General features: G+C 73.2%; 19 protein-coding genes. 11 read left to right on the forward strand and 8 right to left on the reverse strand.

All coding sequences use genetic code 11. The annotated features are described in order from the left end of the window. Positions 1 to 112: 112 nt before the first annotated feature. The 3 genes from MKK70_RS12120 (at position 113) to holA (ending at position 3,104) form a co-directional block, all read left to right on the forward strand. Complete coding sequence (locus tag MKK70_RS12120) at positions 113 to 964, forward strand: acid phosphatase (RefSeq protein WP_147729549.1); 852 nt, start codon at positions 113 to 115, stop codon at positions 962 to 964. A 525-nt stretch (positions 965 to 1,489) separates the two neighbouring features. After that, complete coding sequence (lptE, locus tag MKK70_RS12125; protein WP_147728217.1) at positions 1,490 to 2,050, forward strand: LPS assembly lipoprotein LptE; 561 nt, start codon at positions 1,490 to 1,492, stop codon at positions 2,048 to 2,050. A gap of 22 nt (positions 2,051 to 2,072) precedes the next feature. Then, complete coding sequence (holA, locus tag MKK70_RS12130; protein WP_147844017.1) at positions 2,073 to 3,104, forward strand: DNA polymerase III subunit delta; 1,032 nt, start codon at positions 2,073 to 2,075, stop codon at positions 3,102 to 3,104. Between the two features lie 110 nt (positions 3,105 to 3,214). Here the strand turns inward: holA and arsH are convergent, their stop codons facing one another. Next, on the reverse strand, positions 3,215 to 3,952 hold the full coding sequence (gene arsH, locus MKK70_RS12135) for an arsenical resistance protein ArsH (RefSeq protein ID WP_313899089.1): 738 nt from the start codon (positions 3,950 to 3,952) through the stop codon (positions 3,215 to 3,217). A 50-nt stretch (positions 3,953 to 4,002) separates the two neighbouring features. Between arsH and MKK70_RS12140 the strand changes: the two genes are divergently transcribed. Next, the gene (locus tag MKK70_RS12140) at positions 4,003 to 4,362 is read left to right on the forward strand and encodes an ArsR/SmtB family transcription factor (RefSeq protein ID WP_243947971.1); all 360 of its coding nucleotides are present in this window, start codon (positions 4,003 to 4,005) and stop codon (positions 4,360 to 4,362) included. Positions 4,363 to 4,481: 119 nt separating this feature from the next. Here the strand turns inward: MKK70_RS12140 and MKK70_RS12145 are convergent, their stop codons facing one another. From MKK70_RS12145 to mnmG, 5 genes are all read right to left on the reverse strand, one after another. Next, complete coding sequence (locus tag MKK70_RS12145; protein ID WP_147728221.1) at positions 4,482 to 4,748, reverse strand: hypothetical protein; 267 nt, start codon at positions 4,746 to 4,748, stop codon at positions 4,482 to 4,484. A gap of 254 nt (positions 4,749 to 5,002) precedes the next feature. After that, positions 5,003 to 5,899, reverse strand: coding sequence for a ParB/RepB/Spo0J family partition protein (locus tag MKK70_RS12150; RefSeq protein ID WP_243948029.1), 897 nt, complete (start codon positions 5,897 to 5,899; stop codon positions 5,003 to 5,005). Positions 5,900 to 5,995: 96 nt separating this feature from the next. After that, entirely contained in the window at positions 5,996 to 6,844 is an 849-nt protein-coding gene (locus tag MKK70_RS12155) for a ParA family protein (protein WP_147728222.1), read from the reverse strand. A gap of 50 nt (positions 6,845 to 6,894) precedes the next feature. Next, positions 6,895 to 7,521 carry a 16S rRNA (guanine(527)-N(7))-methyltransferase RsmG gene (gene rsmG, locus MKK70_RS12160; protein WP_243947973.1) on the reverse strand — a complete coding sequence of 209 codons (627 nt, stop codon included), beginning with the start codon at positions 7,519 to 7,521 and terminating at the stop codon, positions 6,895 to 6,897. Between the two features lie 202 nt (positions 7,522 to 7,723). Then, positions 7,724 to 9,598 carry a tRNA uridine-5-carboxymethylaminomethyl(34) synthesis enzyme MnmG gene (gene mnmG, locus MKK70_RS12165; RefSeq protein WP_243947974.1) on the reverse strand — a complete coding sequence of 625 codons (1,875 nt, stop codon included), beginning with the start codon at positions 9,596 to 9,598 and terminating at the stop codon, positions 7,724 to 7,726. A 361-nt stretch (positions 9,599 to 9,959) separates the two neighbouring features. Between mnmG and MKK70_RS12170 the strand changes: the two genes are divergently transcribed. Continuing rightward, positions 9,960 to 10,109 (forward strand): hypothetical protein, encoded by a 150-nt coding sequence (locus MKK70_RS12170; RefSeq protein ID WP_187275615.1) that lies wholly within the window; start codon positions 9,960 to 9,962, stop codon positions 10,107 to 10,109. Between the two features lie 188 nt (positions 10,110 to 10,297). On the opposite strand, the gene mnmE is transcribed toward MKK70_RS12170, so the two are convergent. Next, positions 10,298 to 11,602 carry a tRNA uridine-5-carboxymethylaminomethyl(34) synthesis GTPase MnmE gene (mnmE, locus tag MKK70_RS12175; RefSeq protein WP_243947976.1) on the reverse strand — a complete coding sequence of 435 codons (1,305 nt, stop codon included), beginning with the start codon at positions 11,600 to 11,602 and terminating at the stop codon, positions 10,298 to 10,300. Positions 11,603 to 11,790: 188 nt separating this feature from the next. Between mnmE and bla the strand changes: the two genes are divergently transcribed. The 6 genes from bla (at position 11,791) to panC (ending at position 15,251) form a co-directional block, all read left to right on the forward strand. Continuing rightward, on the forward strand, positions 11,791 to 12,672 hold the full coding sequence (gene bla / locus MKK70_RS12180) for a class A beta-lactamase (protein ID WP_243947978.1): 882 nt from the start codon (positions 11,791 to 11,793) through the stop codon (positions 12,670 to 12,672). Beyond that, complete coding sequence (locus MKK70_RS12185; protein WP_243947980.1) at positions 12,672 to 13,163, forward strand: aminoacyl-tRNA deacylase; 492 nt, start codon at positions 12,672 to 12,674, stop codon at positions 13,161 to 13,163. The genes bla and MKK70_RS12185 overlap by 1 nt, the downstream gene beginning before the upstream one ends. 72 nt (positions 13,164 to 13,235) lie before the next feature. After that, complete coding sequence (locus tag MKK70_RS12190) at positions 13,236 to 13,592, forward strand: hypothetical protein (RefSeq protein ID WP_405041682.1); 357 nt, start codon at positions 13,236 to 13,238, stop codon at positions 13,590 to 13,592. 106 nt (positions 13,593 to 13,698) lie between these two features. Then, positions 13,699 to 13,950 carry a DUF4926 domain-containing protein gene (locus MKK70_RS12195; protein WP_147860144.1) on the forward strand — a complete coding sequence of 84 codons (252 nt, stop codon included), beginning with the start codon at positions 13,699 to 13,701 and terminating at the stop codon, positions 13,948 to 13,950. Then, positions 13,947 to 14,291, forward strand: a complete 345-nt coding sequence (locus MKK70_RS12200) for a DUF6883 domain-containing protein (RefSeq protein WP_243947982.1) — start codon at positions 13,947 to 13,949, stop codon at positions 14,289 to 14,291. Before MKK70_RS12195 ends, MKK70_RS12200 begins: the two co-directional genes overlap by 4 nt. 102 nt (positions 14,292 to 14,393) lie before the next feature. Then, complete coding sequence (gene panC, locus MKK70_RS12205) at positions 14,394 to 15,251, forward strand: pantoate--beta-alanine ligase (protein ID WP_243947984.1); 858 nt, start codon at positions 14,394 to 14,396, stop codon at positions 15,249 to 15,251. Between the two features lie 19 nt (positions 15,252 to 15,270). Here the strand turns inward: panC and MKK70_RS12210 are convergent, their stop codons facing one another. Next, a complete protein-coding gene (locus MKK70_RS12210) occupies positions 15,271 to 16,143 on the reverse strand; it encodes a transporter (RefSeq protein ID WP_243947986.1) in 873 nt (290 codons plus the stop codon). Positions 16,144 to 16,295 lie beyond the last annotated feature (152 nt).

Raw genomic sequence — 16,295 nt, forward strand, 5'->3', positions numbered from 1 at the left:
GCGGGAGAGGGAAGAGGTGAGGTCGCGATCGGAAAAGTCGCGGTGCCGTCGTATCCCGTTCAACGTCCGGGCGTTATGGCTTGGGCCTCGCCCGCCCCGGAGGACGGACCCGATGCCGCGTTTCCCGATCGCCCTGGCGCTCCTCGCGCTCCTCGCTCCCGCCGTGCATGCCGAGACCCCGGCCACGGCCGAGCCGTCGGCGCCCTCCGTCGCCGCCGACCCGGTCCGCCCGGACAAGCCGGCGCACAAGCCGTACCTGACCGGCACGGGCGTGCCCGACACCGTCCAGATCCTGCCGGCGCCGCCTGCGAGCCACTCGACCCTGGAGGCGGCCGACCGCGCCGCCTTCAACGCCACGCGGGCGATGAAGGGCACGCCGCGCTGGGAGATGGCCGCCACCGACGTGGCCGAGGGCGCGGCCGCGATCCTCGAGACCTTCGCCTGCGTGCTCGGCACCCGCATCGACCAGGCCCGCGTGCCGGCGGTGATCACCCTGTTCGAGCGCGCGCGCCTCGACATCGCCGCCGGCACCCGCGGTCCGAAGGTGCATTACCGGCGCCTGCGCCCCTTCGTCGGCAACGAGGCGCCGATCTGCGTGCAGCGGACCCAGGCGCTCGCCGACAGCTTCAGCTATCCGTCGGGCCACGCCACCCAGGGCTGGGCCTACGCCCTGATCATGGCCGCGCTGGTGCCCGAGAAGGCCACCGCCATCCTCGCCCGCGGCCGGGCCTACGGCGAGAGCCGCGTGGTCTGCGGCGTGCACTGGCTGAGCGACGTCGCCGCCGGGCGCACCAACGGCTCGGTGATCTTCGCGGCGCTCGTCGGCGACGCCGCGTTCCGGGCCGATCTCGACCGGGCGCGGGCCGAGCTCGCCAAGGTGCTGGCGGGCGAGCGCAAGCCCCCGGATCAGGCCTTCTGCAGCCGCGAGGCCGACGCCCTGAAAAGCCCCGGCCTCGAGTTCTAGACGACCGCGATCCGTGGGAAATCCCGGATCCGTACCCGTCTCGGCACGCGATTGCGACGATGCCGTCGTGACGATCGCGCGTGCGTGACCGGGAGGCATGCCCGCGCGCGCCGCGCCCCCCGTCGTCAGGTTTCGCGCGGTCCGCCCGGTCCGCGTCGCCTCGCGCGTCAACGCTCCGGCGGCGGCTGCACCGCCTGCGTCGGCCCGGCACGGCCTGAGACCGGCACGATCCTGGTTCGAGACGCCGCAGGCGGTCTCGATGGCGGCTCGCGCGCAGCGGGACGGCCGCGCCCGCAGGCGCCGAAGCGGCCGGTCGATGCCCCCCGGGGAGCGTTCCCGCCGACGTCTTCGGCTTCGCCGCGGCGCGACGCGTCCGGCCTCCGCGGCCCGCGGTCACCGACCTCGGCGACCCAACTCCCGCCGCAGACGAATCGTAAGGGATCGCGCGTAGGGTCGTGGCGCCGGGCCGTTCGCTCGCGCTAAAGAACCCTGGACGAGACGGATTGCGGCGGGCGGATGAGGCGGATGGCGGACACAACGATCGGGACCGCGACGGCTCGCGCCGCGGCGCGGGCGGCCCGTCTCGCCTGCGTCGCAGGCCTCGCGCTCAACCTCTCGGCCTGCTTCCGCCCGCTCTACGGGCCGACGGCGTCGGGCGAGTCGCTGCCCGCGCTGCTCGCCGGCATCCAGGTCGACGACATCGCGATGGCGCGCGACCAGGAGCGCATCGGGCACTACCTGCGCAGCGAGCTGATCTTCGCCCTCGACGGCTCCGGCCAGCCCGGGCCGAAGCGCTACCGGCTGAAGCTGCAGGGCAGCGAGTCGGTGCAGACGCCGATCGTCTCGACCACCACGGGCCGCGCCGAGGCCGGCACCATCGTCGGCGTGGTCAAGTACAGCCTCGAAAACCTCGACGGCACCAAGATCGTCACCGAGGGCGTCGCGACCTCGACCGCGACCTACGACCGCTCGGTGCAGCGCTTCGCATCCCTGCGCGCCGCCCGCGACGCCGAGATCCGCCTCGCCTCGGTGCTGGCCGACCAGATCAAGACCCGCCTCGCCTCGGTGCTCTCGGCCAAGCCTTGAGGATCGGGCGGGGAGCCCGGGCGTGACCGCGGTCAAGGCCGGCGAGATCGAGGGGTTGCTGCGGCGCGGGCCGGACCCGCGCATGCCGGTGATCCTGCTGTTCGGCCCCGATACCGGGCTGGTGGCCGAGCGCGCCAAGCAGCTCGCCGAGGGCTTCGTCACCGATCCGGGCGACCCGTTCGCCCTGGTGCGGATCGACGGCGACGCGCTCGCCGGCGATCCCGGCCGGCTCGTCGACGAGGCCGGCACCGTCGGGCTGTTCGGCGACAAGCGCGCGATCTGGGTGCGCCCGACGAGCCGGCCGATCGCGCCCGCCGTCGAGGCGCTGCTCAAGGGCGAGATCCAGGGCACGCGCATCGTGATCGAGGCCGGCGATCTGGCCAAGACCGCGCCGCTGCGCACGCTGTGCGAGAAGTCGGCCAAGGCGCTGGCGATCCCGTGCTACGCCGACGACGCCCGCGCGATCGCCGACCTGATCGACCGGACGCTGGAGGCGCGCGGCCTGCGCATCGACCGCGACGCCCGCACCCTGCTGGCCGAGAGCCTGGGCGGCGACCGCCGGGCGAGCCTCGCCGAGATCGAGAAGCTCGCGCTCTACGCGGCCGGCACGGGAACCGTCGGGCTCGACGACGTCGAGGCGGTGGTGAGCGACGTCGCCGGCAGCCAGCTCAACACCCTGATCGACGCCGCCTTCGCGGGCCAAGGCGACGTGGTGGAGCGCGACATCCGCCGCTTCCGCCACGAGGGCCTAGACCCCTCGGCGATGCTGGGCTCCGGCCTGCGCCACGCGCTGCAGCTGCTCGCCGTGCGGATCGAGGGCGGCGACAAGGCGCCGAGCCTGATGGTCGCGAGCTGGCGCGGCCTGCACTTCAAGCGCAAGGGCAGCATCGAGACGCAGCTCGCCCGCTGGAGCCCCAACACCCTGCGCCAGGCGGTGCAGATCCTCCAGGACGCGATCCTGGCCTGCCGCCGCTCCGATCCGGTCCTGGCCCACGCCCACGCCTCCTCTGCCCTGCTGCGGATCGCGACGCAGGCGGCGCGGCGACGGGGCTGAGGCCCGGATCGCGCAAGCAAAGCCCGCCGATCGGCGCCGATCCGGCTTGACGAGCCACCGCCGCGCCGGATCACGCTGCGTGATCCGGCCGAAGCCGGCCGGGCCGCCGCCTACGGCTTGGCGAACCCGATGTCGGCGGCCACCGCATCGAGGCGCGCGGGCGCCCGCTCCTTCCGCTCGGAATAGCGGTCGACCAGAAGGTCGGCCCGCTCGCGGGTGAGCAGCGTGAACTTGTAGAGCTCCTCGCAGACGTCGACGACGCGGTCGTAGAGCGGCCCCGGCTTCATCCGGCCGGCCTCGTCGAACTGCGTGTAGGCGGCGGGCACCGAGGACTGGTTGGGGATGGTGATCATCCGCATCCAGCGCCCGAGCACGCGCAGCGCGTTGACGGCGTTGAACGATTGCGAGCCGCCCGAGACCTGCATCACCGCGAGCGTGCGCCCCTGCGTCGGGCGCACCGAGCCCTCCGAGAGCGGCAGCCAGTCGATCTGGCTCTTCATCACGCCGGTGAGCGTGCCGTGGCGCTCCGGGCTGACCCAGACCTGCCCCTCCGACCACAGCGAGGCGGCGCGCAGCTCCCGGACCTTCGGGTGGTCGGCGGTGGCGTCGTCCGGCAGCGGCAGGCCGTCGGCGTGATAGATCCGCACCTCGCCACCCATCGCCGCGAGCAGGCGGGCCGCCTCCTCGGCCAGGAACCGGCTGAAGGCGCGCGCGCGCAGCGATCCGTACAGGATGAGGAATCGCGGCGGATGGGCGAAGCCGGCCTTCGGCGCGAGGGTGCCCGGCGTCGGCACGGCGAAGTGCTCGGCGGCGATGTTGGGCAGATCGGCGAGGGGCGGCTTGTCCACGCGTCGGGCGTCCGTTATGTTTCAATATTCATTGAAATATTGGACCGACGATGGACGAAGCGCAAGCTCTGGCCGCCTTCGGCGCGCTCGCCCAGACGCACCGCCTGCGGATCGTGCGCCATCTCGTGACCGCGGGGCCGGACGGCGTCGCGGCCGGTGCCCTCGCCGGCGCGGTCGGCGTCTCGACCTCGAACCTGTCGTTCCACGTGAAGGAACTCGAGCATGCCGGGCTGATCGCGTCCCGGCGCGAGGGCCGCTCGATCCTCTACAGCGCGGCCTACCCGGCGCTCGGCGGGTTGATCCAGTTCCTGATGCGCGATTGCTGCCAGGGCCACCCGGACGTCTGCGCGCCGGCCCTGTCCGCTCTCGACGCCTGCCGAATCCTCACCGATGACGAGCGCCGTCGCTGACGCGACGGCCGCCGGAGCCCCGCCGATCGACGTCGCCCCGGGGGGCGTCGGTCCGTGCCGCCCGCCCGAGGCGGTGCGCGATCTGCTCCCGGACCGGCGAGGTGGCGGCCGGGGCCGGCTCACCGCCCCTCGGAGATCCGCCGGCCCTTAGTCTCGCGCTTGTAGAGGGCGATCGCCGCGGCGCATTCGGGCGACAGCTTGCTCAGGTTGGCCCGGAAGCAGGCCTCCACCGCCGGGCCGCCGGGCGGGTGCTCGCTGCAATGCTCGAGGTAATCGCCGGTGCAGTTCTGCTTCAGCGCCTCGCGGATGGAGCTGGTCTGGGCAAGGCCGAGACCGGGGATCGCGAGAAGGCCTGCGGCCAGGATCATCGTGCGGAGGCGGGGCATGGAGGTGTCCGTGCGAAGGATGGAACGGGCCGGGCGAACGGCCGGAGGCCGGCACCGAGGCCCGAATGCGAGCCTGCAGGCCCCGCCGCGACGCCACGGCGTGGACCGATGGAACGCGCGCCCGGGCGGTGGACGCAGCCCGCTTCTAGGCGCGCGCACGCCGCCGCCACAAGGCTCGGCCCCGCATCCGTCCCGGGATCGGACGCGGGGGGGAGAGATCCGGACGCCGCGATGAGGCGTCCGGCGTCGGCCGGTCAGCTGGCGTCGGGCACCTGGAAGCGGCGGCAGAGATCCTCGAATTCCTGGGCCGTGCCGTAGCGGATCCGGATCTCGCCGGCCTCGGACGACTTCGCCTTCAGGGTCACGCCGAGGCCGAGCGCCAGGGCGAGGCGGCTTTCCAGCGAGCGCACCTCGGCGGTCTTCTCGGTCAGCCCGCGCGGCCGGCCGGGCCGCGGCACGTCGTCGGGCTGCTGCTCGGACGCGGCGATCGCCTCGACGTCGCGCACCGTCAGCCCCTCCTCGACGATGCGCTTGGCCACCAGCTCGGGCGCGCGCACGCCGAGCAGCGCGCGGGCATGGCCGGCGGTGATCTCGGCCGCGACCAGCCGCTCCTGCACCTTCGCCGGCAGGTTGAGCAGGCGCAGGGTGTTGGCGAGGTGGCTGCGGCTCTTGCCCAGGATCTCGGCGAGCTCGCGCTGCGTGTAGGAGAACTCGCTCATCAGCCGCTCGTAGCCCGAGGCCTCCTCGATGGCGTTGAGGTCGGCGCGCTGGATGTTCTCCAGGATCGCGAACTCGAGCGAGGCGCGGTCGTCGATCTCGACCACCACCACCGGCACCTCGTCGTGCCCGGCGCGCTGAGCCGCGCGCCAGCGGCGCTCGCCCGCCACGATCTCGAACGTGCCCGGCACCTCGCCGAGCGCCCGCACAACGATCGGCTGGATGATGCCGCGCATGCGGATCGAGGCGGCGAGCTCGTCGAGGTCGGTCTCGCTGAAGCTGCGGCGCGGGTTGCGCGGGTTCGGCCGCAGGAACTCGACCGCGACCTTGCGCTGCGCCTGCACCTTGCCCGCCTCGTTGCCCGCATCCCCGAAATCGCCGATCAGGGCCGCGAGCCCGCGCCCCAGCCGGGGCCGTGCCACCTCGTCCGCCATCCCGCTCACCCACTCACTCCGTTACGCATCGTTACGCCGTACACCCGAACCGTCCCGGGCCGCATCCGCCCGCCGAAACGGGCGGGCCGCGACCGCTCACGCCGCCGCCGGCACCCGGCCCTCACGCTGGATCACTTCCGAGGCGAGTCGCAGGTAGGCCTGCGAGCCCGCGCATTTCAGGTCGTAGAGCAGCACCGGCTTGCCGTGCGAGGGCGCTTCCGACACGCGGACGTTCCTCGGGATCATGGTCTCGTAGACCTTCTCGCCCATGAAGCCGCGCACGTCCGCCACCACCTGCGTCGACAGGTTGTTGCGCGGATCGAACATCGTCAGCACGATCCCCTGGATCGTCAGCTTCGGGTTCAAGGCGCCGCGCACCTGCTCGACGGTGCGCAGCAGCTGGCTCAGGCCCTCGAGCGCGAAGAACTCGCATTGCAGCGGCACCAGCACCGCATCGGCGGCGGCGAGCGCGTTGATGGTCAGCAGGTTCAGCGAGGGCGGGCAGTCGATCAGCACGTAGCTGACGTCGCGCGTCGCGTTCGCGTCGCGCAGGCCCCGCAGCACGTTGCGCAGGCGGTGCGCCCGGTCGGGCAGCGAGGCCAGCTCCAGCTCCAGGCCGAGCAGGTCCATGGTCGAGGGCGCCACCGACAGGCGCGGCACCGCGGTGGGCACCACGGCCTGGGCCAGCGACGCCTCGCCCGCCATCACCTCGTAGGTCGAGACCCGGCGGGCGCGCCGGTCGATGCCGAGCCCGGTCGAGGCGTTGCCCTGCGGGTCGAGGTCGATCACCAGAACCTGCTCGCCGATCGCCGCGAGCGCAGTGCCGAGGTTGATCGCCGTCGTGGTCTTGCCGACGCCGCCCTTCTGGTTGGCCAGCGCCAGCACCCGGAGCGGCCGCGCGGGCGCGGCATCGGCAGCGGGATGGGGAGTCGCGTCGCTTGTCATGGGCGCCTGGGAGACGGGAACGCTTGGGGGGAGTGGCAGGCTCTCGAGAGCTAGGGGCTCTTGGGAGCGAGGGCGGTGACGCGGACGATCCGGGCGGCCGACTCGGTTCGGCTCGGAATGAGATCGTGGCCGACTGTCCACCGCGCCGCGGCATCGGTCAATTCCGCAACCGCTTCCCGTCCCTTCGGAAACAGCCCGGTGGTGCCCGTTTTCAACAGTGGCTCGGTCCAGGCGAGAAGCTGGTCGAGCGGCGCGAGCGCCCGGGCGCAGACCACGTCGACCCCGTGGTGATCGCCGATCACCGCCTCGATCCGCGCGTTGTGGACCGTTACCGGCGCCCCGGTGACCCGGGCCGCCTCGGTCAGGAAGGCGCACTTGCGGGCGTTGCTCTCGACGAGGTCGACGCGGATGCCGGGCGGCCCGGCGATCGCCAGGATCAGCCCGGGGATGCCGGCGCCCGAGCCGAGGTCAAGCCAGCGGCGCGCCTCCGGCATCAGATCGAGCAGTTGCAGCGCATCGGCCACGTGCCGCGTCCAGACCTCGGCCAGGGTCGCCGGCCCGACCAGGTTCTTGATCGTCTGCCAGCGCGCCAGCTGCGCCACGTAGAGATCGAGCCGTTGCGCTGTTTCACGTGAAACATTCGCGGCAGCGAGCACGCGGTCGCGATCGGCGCTCATCGCGACGCCCCCGGAAGGCTTCGGACGACATCCACGGGTTCCCCTCCCCCCCCTGCGGGGGAGGGTGGGCCTCGCGTCAGCGAGGGTCGGGAGAGGGGAGCGACAGTGCCGGAAGCGGCGCTCCCCCCTCCCCCCCTGCTGCGCAGGGTACCCTCCCCCGCAGAAGGGGGAGGGAAGACGCGCGTTGCGGCTAGGACCATCCTCACGATGCCACCGCCTCGCGACGCCGCGCATGGGCGGCGAGCAGCGTCAGCGCGGCCGGGGTGACGCCCTCGATCCGCGCCGCCTGCCCCAGGGTTCCCGGCCGCACGGTCTCGAGCTTGATCCGCATCTCGTTGGAGAGCCCAGCGATGCGCCCGTAATCCAGCCGAACCGGCAGGCTCACCGCCTCGTCGCGGCGGAAGGCGGCGATGTCGGCATTCTGCCGGTCGAGATAGACCGCGTAGGTCGCATCCGTCCGCAGGCGCTCGGCGATCCGCGGCGAGACCGCGCTCAGCTCGGGCCAGACCGAGGCCAAGCGGCCCCAGTCCAGATCGGGATAGGAGAGAATTTGGAAGGCGGTGCGGCGGATGCCGTCCTGGTTGAGCGCGAGGCCGTGGGCCTGCGCCTGGGTCGGCGTCAGGGTCAGCGCGTCGAGGCGGGCGCGCACCGCCGACAGCTCGGCCTGCGACGCGGCGAAGTGCGCCGCCCGCCGGGTCCCGACGCAGCCGAGCGCGGCCCCGCGCGGGGTCAGGCGCTCGTCGGCGTTGTCGACGCGCAGGCTCAGGCGATACTCCGAGCGCGAGGTGAACATGCGGTAGGGCTCGCTCACCCCATGGGTGACGAGGTCGTCGATCATCACGCCGAGGTAGGATTCGGCCCGGTCGAAGGTCGCCACCGCCGCGCCGCCGGCGATCCGTGCGGCGTTGATCCCGGCGACCAGCCCCTGCCCCGCCGCCTCCTCGTAGCCGGTGGTGCCGTTGATCTGCCCGGCGAGCAGCAGGCCCGGCAGGCGCTCGGCCTGGAGCCCGGCATCGAGCTCGCGCGGGTCGACGTAATCGTACTCGATGGCGTAGCCCGGCCGCAGGATCCGCGTCGCCTCCAGGCCCGGGATCAGGGCGACGAGCCGGTGCTGCACCGCCTCCGGCAGCGCGGTGGAGATGCCGTTCGGGTAGATCGTCGGGTCGTCGAGGCCTTCGGGCTCGAGGAAGATCTGGTGGCCCTCGCGGTCGCCGAAGCGCACCACCTTGTCCTCGATCGACGGGCAGTAGCGCGGGCCGCGGCTGCTGATGCCGCCGGAATACATCGGCGACAGGTGCAGGGTCTCGCGAATCAGGTCGTGGACCGCTTGCGTCGTCCGGGTGATGCCGCAGCGGATCTGCGGCGTGGTGATCCGCTCGGTCAGGGTCGAGAACGGCACCGGCTCGGCGTCGGCCTCCTGCATCTCCAATCTTGACCAGTCGATGGTGCGGCCGTCGAGGCGCGGCGGGGTGCCGGTCTTCAGGCGCCCGAGCCGGAAGCCGAGCCGGTCGAGGGTCCGGGCCAGCCCGACCGCCGGCGCCTCGCCGACGCGGCCGGCCGGGATCTGAACCGGGCCGATATGGATCAACCCGCGCAGGAAGGTGCCGGTGGTGAGCACCACCGCGCCGCCGCTGAGCGTACGCCCGTCGCCGAGCACGATCCCGGCGACGCGCCCGTCCCGCACCACCAGATCCTCGCAGGCGCCTGCGACCACGGTCAGGTTCCGGGTCTCGGCCACCGCCGCCTGCATCGCCGCCGCGTAGAGCTTGCGGTCGGCCTGGGTGCGCGGCCCGCGCACCGCCGGGCCCTTGCGTCGGTTGAGCAGCCGGAACTGGATGCCGGCCGCGTCGGCGACCCGGCCCATCAGGCCGTCGAGGGCGTCGACCTCGCGCACGAGATGGCCCTTGCCGAGGCCGCCGATCGCCGGATTGCACGACATCGCGCCGATGGTCGCCGGATCGTGCGTGACCAGGGCGGTGCGTGCGCCGCACCGGGCGGCGGCCGCCGCCGCCTCGACGCCGGCATGGCCGCCGCCGACGACGAGGACATCGAAGGCCTGTGGAGACGTCTCACGCATCCGCGGGATGTGCCGCCGCGCTGCGGAAAGGTCAATCGCCCGGGATCCGCTGAGGGGGATGGCATCGATCATGCCCCATCCAGAGGCACGGTGCCGTCGCCTTCGGCAACGAATACTGCATTCGATCAGTCGATCCATCCGGCCCGAGCCTTGCCGCACGATGGTCGACTGCGTTCGGCAGTCGATCATGGCGAATTTGGATGCCGACTCGCGATGAAACCCCTTGCGGGACTCACGATCGCGTGTCATCGACGATCTGTGAACGACTTATGAACGGACAACGGCGTCCGTCCCGGCCACCCGGGATTTCGTGACATCGCAGACCTCGCACGTGCGAGGGCGACCAACGAGGATCGAGACGATGCACATCATTACCATCGGCCTGGGCGCGCTCTGTTGCGCCGGCGGGGCCGTCGCCCACTTCATCGATCCGAGCCAGCGCAAGGAAGGCGTCTTCGGCCTCGCCGGCTTCGGCTTCCTGCTCACCGGGATGTTCCTGACCCGCTCGTGACACGCGATCGGGTTTTCACGTGAAACATCGGCCGTGTTTCGCGTAAGCCGGTGACAGGGTCGACATCGTCGGCGTCGTCTGTCGACATCGCCTTGGGCGACCAGCCCGCGCGACGCACGCGCTGAGTCGGTGCCGCGCGACAGCATCGAGCCGCCCCTCTCTCCGCGCACGGAAGGGGGAAAGCCGGGCTACTTGCCGATGCAGAAGCCGGAAAACAGGCGATCGAGCACCGCCTCGATCCCGACATGGCCGCCGACCTCGCCGAGCGCGCGGACGGCCAGGCGCAGATCCTCGGCCACCAGTTCCGGCATCGCGGCGACGGCGGGCAGCCGGTCGAGATGGGCGACGCAGCGCTCCAGGGCGTCGCGGTGGCGCTCGCGGGTGATGAGCGCATCGCCGCCGCCGAGCGCAGCCTCGGCCTCCGCGGCGATGGCATCAAGCAGCGCCGGCATCCCCTGCCCCGTCAGCGCCGACACGGCGAGGCCGCCGCCGGACCCGTCGGCGAGGTCCGCCTTCGTCCGCACGGGCAGCACCCGGCCGGTCGCCGCGGGCTCGGTCGCCTCCGGGCCCGGCGGCACCAGCATCAGGACGAGGTCGGCTTCCGCCATCCGGCGGCGGGTGCGCCGGATGCCCTCGGCCTCGACCGGATCGTGCGTCTCGCGCAGGCCCGCGGTGTCGACCAGCATCACCGGCAGGCCGCCGAGATCGAGCCGCACCTCGATCGCGTCCCGGGTGGTGCCTGGCACCGGCGAGACGATCGCCGCGTCGCGCCGGCTCAACGCGTTGAGCAGCGTCGACTTGCCGGCGTTCGGCGGCCCGGCGAGCACGACCCAGAACCCCTCGCGCACCCGCTCGCCGCGGCGCCCGTCGGCGAGCGCCGCGGCGATGGCGGCACGCAGGCGGGCGGCGCGGTCGAACAGGGCGCGATCCAGGGCCGCGTCGTCGACGTCGCCCTCGTCGGAAAAATCCAGCGCCGCCTCGGCGGCGGCCAGGCAATTGATCGCCTCGTCGCGCCAGGCCGCGACCTGCCGGCCGAGAGCGCCGTCGAGCTGGCGCAGGGCCTGACGGCGCTGAGCCTCGGTCTCGGCCTCGATCAGGTCGGCGACGCCCTCGGCCTCGGTCAGGTCCATCCGGCCGTTGAGCACGGCCCGCCGGGTGAAGGCACCGGCTTCGGCCGGGCGGCAGCCGGGAAAGGCGGTGAGCGCGCGGATCACGCCGGCCCGCACCGCGACGCCGCCATGCAGGTGCAGCTCCGCCATGTCCTCGCCGGTGACCGTGCTCGGCCCGGGCATCCAGGCGATCAGCGCCCGGTCGAGGATGGCGCCGTCGGCGGGGTCGCGCAGCGTCCGCAGCGAGAGGCGGCGCGGCGCCGGCAGCGGGCCCGCAAGCGCCGTGAGCACGGCACCGGCATCCGGGCCGCTGACGCGGATCACCGCGATGGCGGCGCGCCCGAAGCCGGAGGCCGGGGCGAACAGGGTAGGGGGATCGCTCATGGTCGGATCGCTCATGCTCGGATCGCTCATGCTCGGATCGCTGATGGGGGCCCGGGGCTTCCCGGCATCCGCCCTCCGCGCGGGGGCGGCCGTCATCGATCGGCCGCATCCCGGCGAAAGGGTCTTGCCTCGGCAAACGACGTTGCGCAAACCGCGGCGCCGCGAAACCCGTCCGAAGGGAGCACGCCATGGCCCATACCCGTCGCGCGGTCGTCGCCGGCCTGGCGCTCGCCGGGCCGGCGCTCTCCGCCCGCGCCGCCGATCGGCTCGGCGCCGCCGCCGGACGCATCGGGGCGCTCGAGGCGCGCCTCGGCGGTCGGGTCGGCGTGGCGTTCCGCGACGCGACGGGCGTGTTCCTCGGCCATCGCGCGGACGAAGCGTTCGCGCTGTGCAGCACCTTCAAGGTGCTGGCGGCGGCGGCGATCCTGGCCCGCGTCGCCGCCGGCCGCGAAACGCTCGATCGGCGCATCGCCTACGGGGCGGACGATCTGCAGAGCTACGCCCCGGTCACGCGCTCGGCCCTGGAGAGGGCCGGCGGCGGCCGTGCGGAGATGACCGTCGATGGGCTCTGCGCGGCGGCGATCGTCCGGAGCGACAACACCGCGGCCAACCTGCTCCTCGACGCGCTGGGCGGACCGGCGGCGCTCACCGCCTGGCTGCGCGGGCAGGGCGACGCGGTCACCCGCCTCGACCGGACCGAGCCGACCCTCAACACCGCCCTGCCCGGCGATCCGCGCGACACCACCAGCCCGGCCGCGATCACCCGGACGCTGGACCGCTGCCTCCTCGGCGACGCGCTGGCCCCGCCGCACCGGGCGCGGCTGGAAGCCTGGATGGTCGCTTGCGAGACCGGCGGGGCCAAGCTCCGTGCCGGCCTGCCGCCCGCCTGGCCGGTCGGCGACAAGACCGGCAGCGGCGACAACGCGACGTCGAACGTCGTGGCGATCCTGCATCCGCCGGGCCGGGCGCCGATCCTCGCGGGTGTGTTCCTGACCGGCTCGGAGGCGCCGCCGGCCGCGCGGGACGCCGCCCATGCCGAGATCGGCCGCATCCTGGCGGAGGCGGTGTGATGGCCAAGGCGACGCCGCGGGCGACCCCCGCCTCGCGGGCGCTGGACGAGGCCGGCATCGCCTACGCGATGGTGGGCTACGCCTACGACCCGGAGGCGCCGCGCATCGGCCTGCAGGCGGCCGAGGCGCTCGGCGTCGAGCCGGGCTGCATCCTCAAGACCCTGATGGCCGCCGTCGACGGCCAGCCGGTCTGCCTGCTCGTCGCCTCCGACCGGGAGGTGGCGATGAAGCGGGTCGCCGCCGCGATGGGCGGCAAGGCGGCGTCGATGCTGAAGCCGCCGGAGGCGGAGCGGATCACCGGCTACCACGTCGGCGGGATCAGCCCGCTCGGAGCCAAGCGCCGGGTGCCGGTGCTGATCGATGCGGGATCGCTCGCCGGCCGCACCGAGATCCACGTCAACGGCGGCGGGCGCGGCCTGCAGCTGCGGCTCGCGACCGCCGACCTCGTCACGGTGCTCCAGGCCCGGCTGGTCGCGTTGGCCGATCGGTAACGATCGGTTCACCCTGTGCGCCGACACTGGCACCGCGTGCCCGGTTTCCGCGGGTCGGGGGACGACGGGCGCATGCGCGCGAGAGCGATGATCCGGGCCTGCTTCCTCTGCGGCTTCGCCGTGGGGCCCGCCGGCGCGGCCGACCTGTTCGCCCCCGAGCCGGGGCCGGCCTATGGCAGACCCGTCGTGAGCGCGCCGCGCTACTTCCCGCGCGGCGACGGCAGCGACGGCGTCCTGCTTCACGCCGCCCCGCCCCCGCGCCGGGTCGCCTGCCTGCCGCGCCGCGCGCCGGTGCCGACCAACGCGCCCGACGATCCGAGCTACGTCGGCTCGTCCTACGGCCTGTCGAAGCCGAGCTATTACGGACTCACGCCCCCGCCGGGCGTCGACGACCCGTTCGGCCGGCCCCTGCTGCCGTATTGCCGATGAGCGCGACGGGGGCATGACCGGCGGCGGCCAACCCGATGCGGTCGCCGCCCCCTCCCCCTGCATGCACGAGGCTTGTGGTCCGGCACGCGCGGCGTATCCTGCCCGAATGACGCTGGGCGCTTTCTTCTTCGTGCTCGGCGACGAGCCGGTGACGGATTTCCGAGACCTCGACACGGTCGAGACGATCCGGTCGGCGACGTCGGACGACGGGGACGTGATCCCGGCCGGCAGCCGGGGCACCGTCGTCTCGGTGATTCGCGGCGGCTTCGCCTATGGGGTCGAGTTCGCCGAGCCCTACGGCGCCGTCGCGACCATGCTCGCAGCCGACCTGCGCCACGTCGGCGTTCCCGCGGCGTGACCTGCGAACCGCCGTTCGTTCGCAACTTCGTCCTGAACAGCGACAAGATCACGAAGTATCTTCTGGTGCCGTCCCATCCGCGCAATCAGGGCAAGGCGGCGTTCTTCCTGGACTTCGGGTTCAGCCTCGACCGGCCCGACGTGTTCGTCCGCGCCCTGCTGGCTCATGCCGCTCCGCAACGCTTCAGCGACGCGATCGGCGCGCAACGCCTGGTCTATGAGGGACCGCTGGACGCCCCGGACGGCCGCCATCCCGGAATCCGCACGGTCCGGCAGATGAGCGAGGATGCCGTGGCAGCCTTCGTCACGGCATTCCCGGGGCCGCGCCACCGAGCCGGTTGAAATTGCTCGACGGCCTTGCAAGAAGCCGCGGCGAGGCGGGGCGAGCCGATCTGCCCGCGGGCGGATCGCGCCGATCGCACGCCTGTTCCGCCGGAGCCCGCCATGCCAGCCCATCCCACCCCCGAGACGCAGGCCATCACCGATCTCGCCCGCTTGCGCGAGACGGTCGCCGCGTGGCGCGCGGCCGGCGACCGCGTCGTGCTGGTGCCGACCATGGGCGCGCTGCATCGCGGCCACCTCGCGCTGATCGCGCATGCGCGGACCCTGGGCGAGCGCGTGGTGGCGAGCGTCTTCGTCAACCCGACCCAGTTCGGCCCGAGCGAGGATTTCGCCCGCTATCCGCGCGACGCCGCGAGCGACCTCGCCCTGCTGGCGCAGGCCGGGACGGACGCGGCCTGGATGCCGGAGGCGGCCGCCATGTACCCGCCGGGGTTTTCGAGCCGCATCGAGGTGGGCGGCCTCACCGAGGGGCTGTGCGGCGCCTTCCGCCCCGGCCACTTCTCGGGCGTGGCCACCGTGGTGACGAAGCTGCTCAACCAGGTCCGGCCGGATGCCGCCCTGTTCGGCGAGAAGGATTTCCAGCAGCTGCAGGTGATCCGGCGCGCGGTCGCCGACCTCGACCTCGACGTCGCGATCCACGGCATGCCGACGATCCGCGAGGCCGACGGCCTCGCCCTGTCCTCGCGCAACCGCTACCTCGCGCCGGCCGAGCGGGCGACCGCGCCGAAGCTCCACGCGGTCCTGTCCGACATCGCGGCGCAGGCGCGGGACGGCGGCGAGACGGCACCCGCCATCGCGCGCGGGATCGCCGCGCTGGAGGCCGCGGGATTCGCCGTGCAGTACCTCGCCGTCTGCGATGCGGCGACGCTGGCCCCGCTCGCCCGCGTCGACGGCCCGGCTCGCGTGCTCGCCGCCGCCTATCTCGGCAAGACCCGTCTGATCGACAACGTCGCGGTGTGAGCCCCCCGCCGCGCCGGCGTCAGTGCTTGGCGAGCAGCGGCTCGGGCTGCGGCCCGTCCGTCTTTTCGCCCGGCTGATCGTCGAGCTTGCCCAGCGGCACGATCGCCCGCAGCCAGCCGCGGGTGTCGAAGCCGCCGTAATTGCGCTCGGCGACGTCCCGGGTGACGTAGGCCTGCAGGTTCACCGGCCCGAAGTTGTAGCCGACGAGGGCGCCGACGGCGAACTGGCCCTGACGCTGGTAGTTCGCCCGGCCGGTCGGCAGGTCGGTGGAGCCGAAGGCGACGGCACCGACCTCGAGCTTGCCGAACTTCTTCGTCGCGGTCAGGTCGAGGTTGAGGAAGTCCGGGTAGTACGTGCCGGTGGGCGAGGTGGTGTCGAAGAAGATCCCGTAGAGGAAATGCGCCGTCAGGTTCCAGCCGTCGCCGTTGTAGGTCGCGGCGAAGCGCTGGTGCAGCACCGGGTTCCGGATCACCACCTTGGTCTCGCTCGGCAGGTAGGCGCCGAGCAGGTAGCTGACGCCGACATGCTGGCCGAGATCCCAGGCGAGCTGGGCCGCGAGCAGGGTCTGGCCGAACCCGCTCTGGTAGCGCGCGCCGTTCGGCGCCGTCGCGGTCACCGGCTGCAGCACCGTGAACTGGAGCCGGGCATCCAGCACCCGCCACGGCGTCGCCCAGATGATGGACGGCAGGTTGACGTTGAGTTCCGAGTCGCGGGGTCGCGTGTCGCGCACGCCGAAGCTCGACGTGTCGATGAGGTACAGCCCCTCCGCCAGCGGAAACCCGGCCGGCAGGCCGACGGTCTGGCCCGGCTGCGCGGCCGAGCCCGCCCGGGCGGCTCCGTGCGCGGCGCACGCCACCGCTGCGCCCACGAGCGCCACCTTCCAACCCGACACCGGCACGCAAGCCTCCTCCGCCGACGCGGTTCGCCGGCAAACGGACCATGCACGGATCGCGGCCGATCCGCCGCCTCCGATCGCGGGCACCGCACGATCGCAGGTTCGGCGTTGCAACCGGGCCACGCCGTCGCCGGGACGGCGCCCGGCCG

The organism is Methylobacterium sp. E-041 (genome assembly GCF_022829665.1).
Classification (GTDB): domain Bacteria; phylum Pseudomonadota; class Alphaproteobacteria; order Rhizobiales; family Beijerinckiaceae; genus Methylobacterium.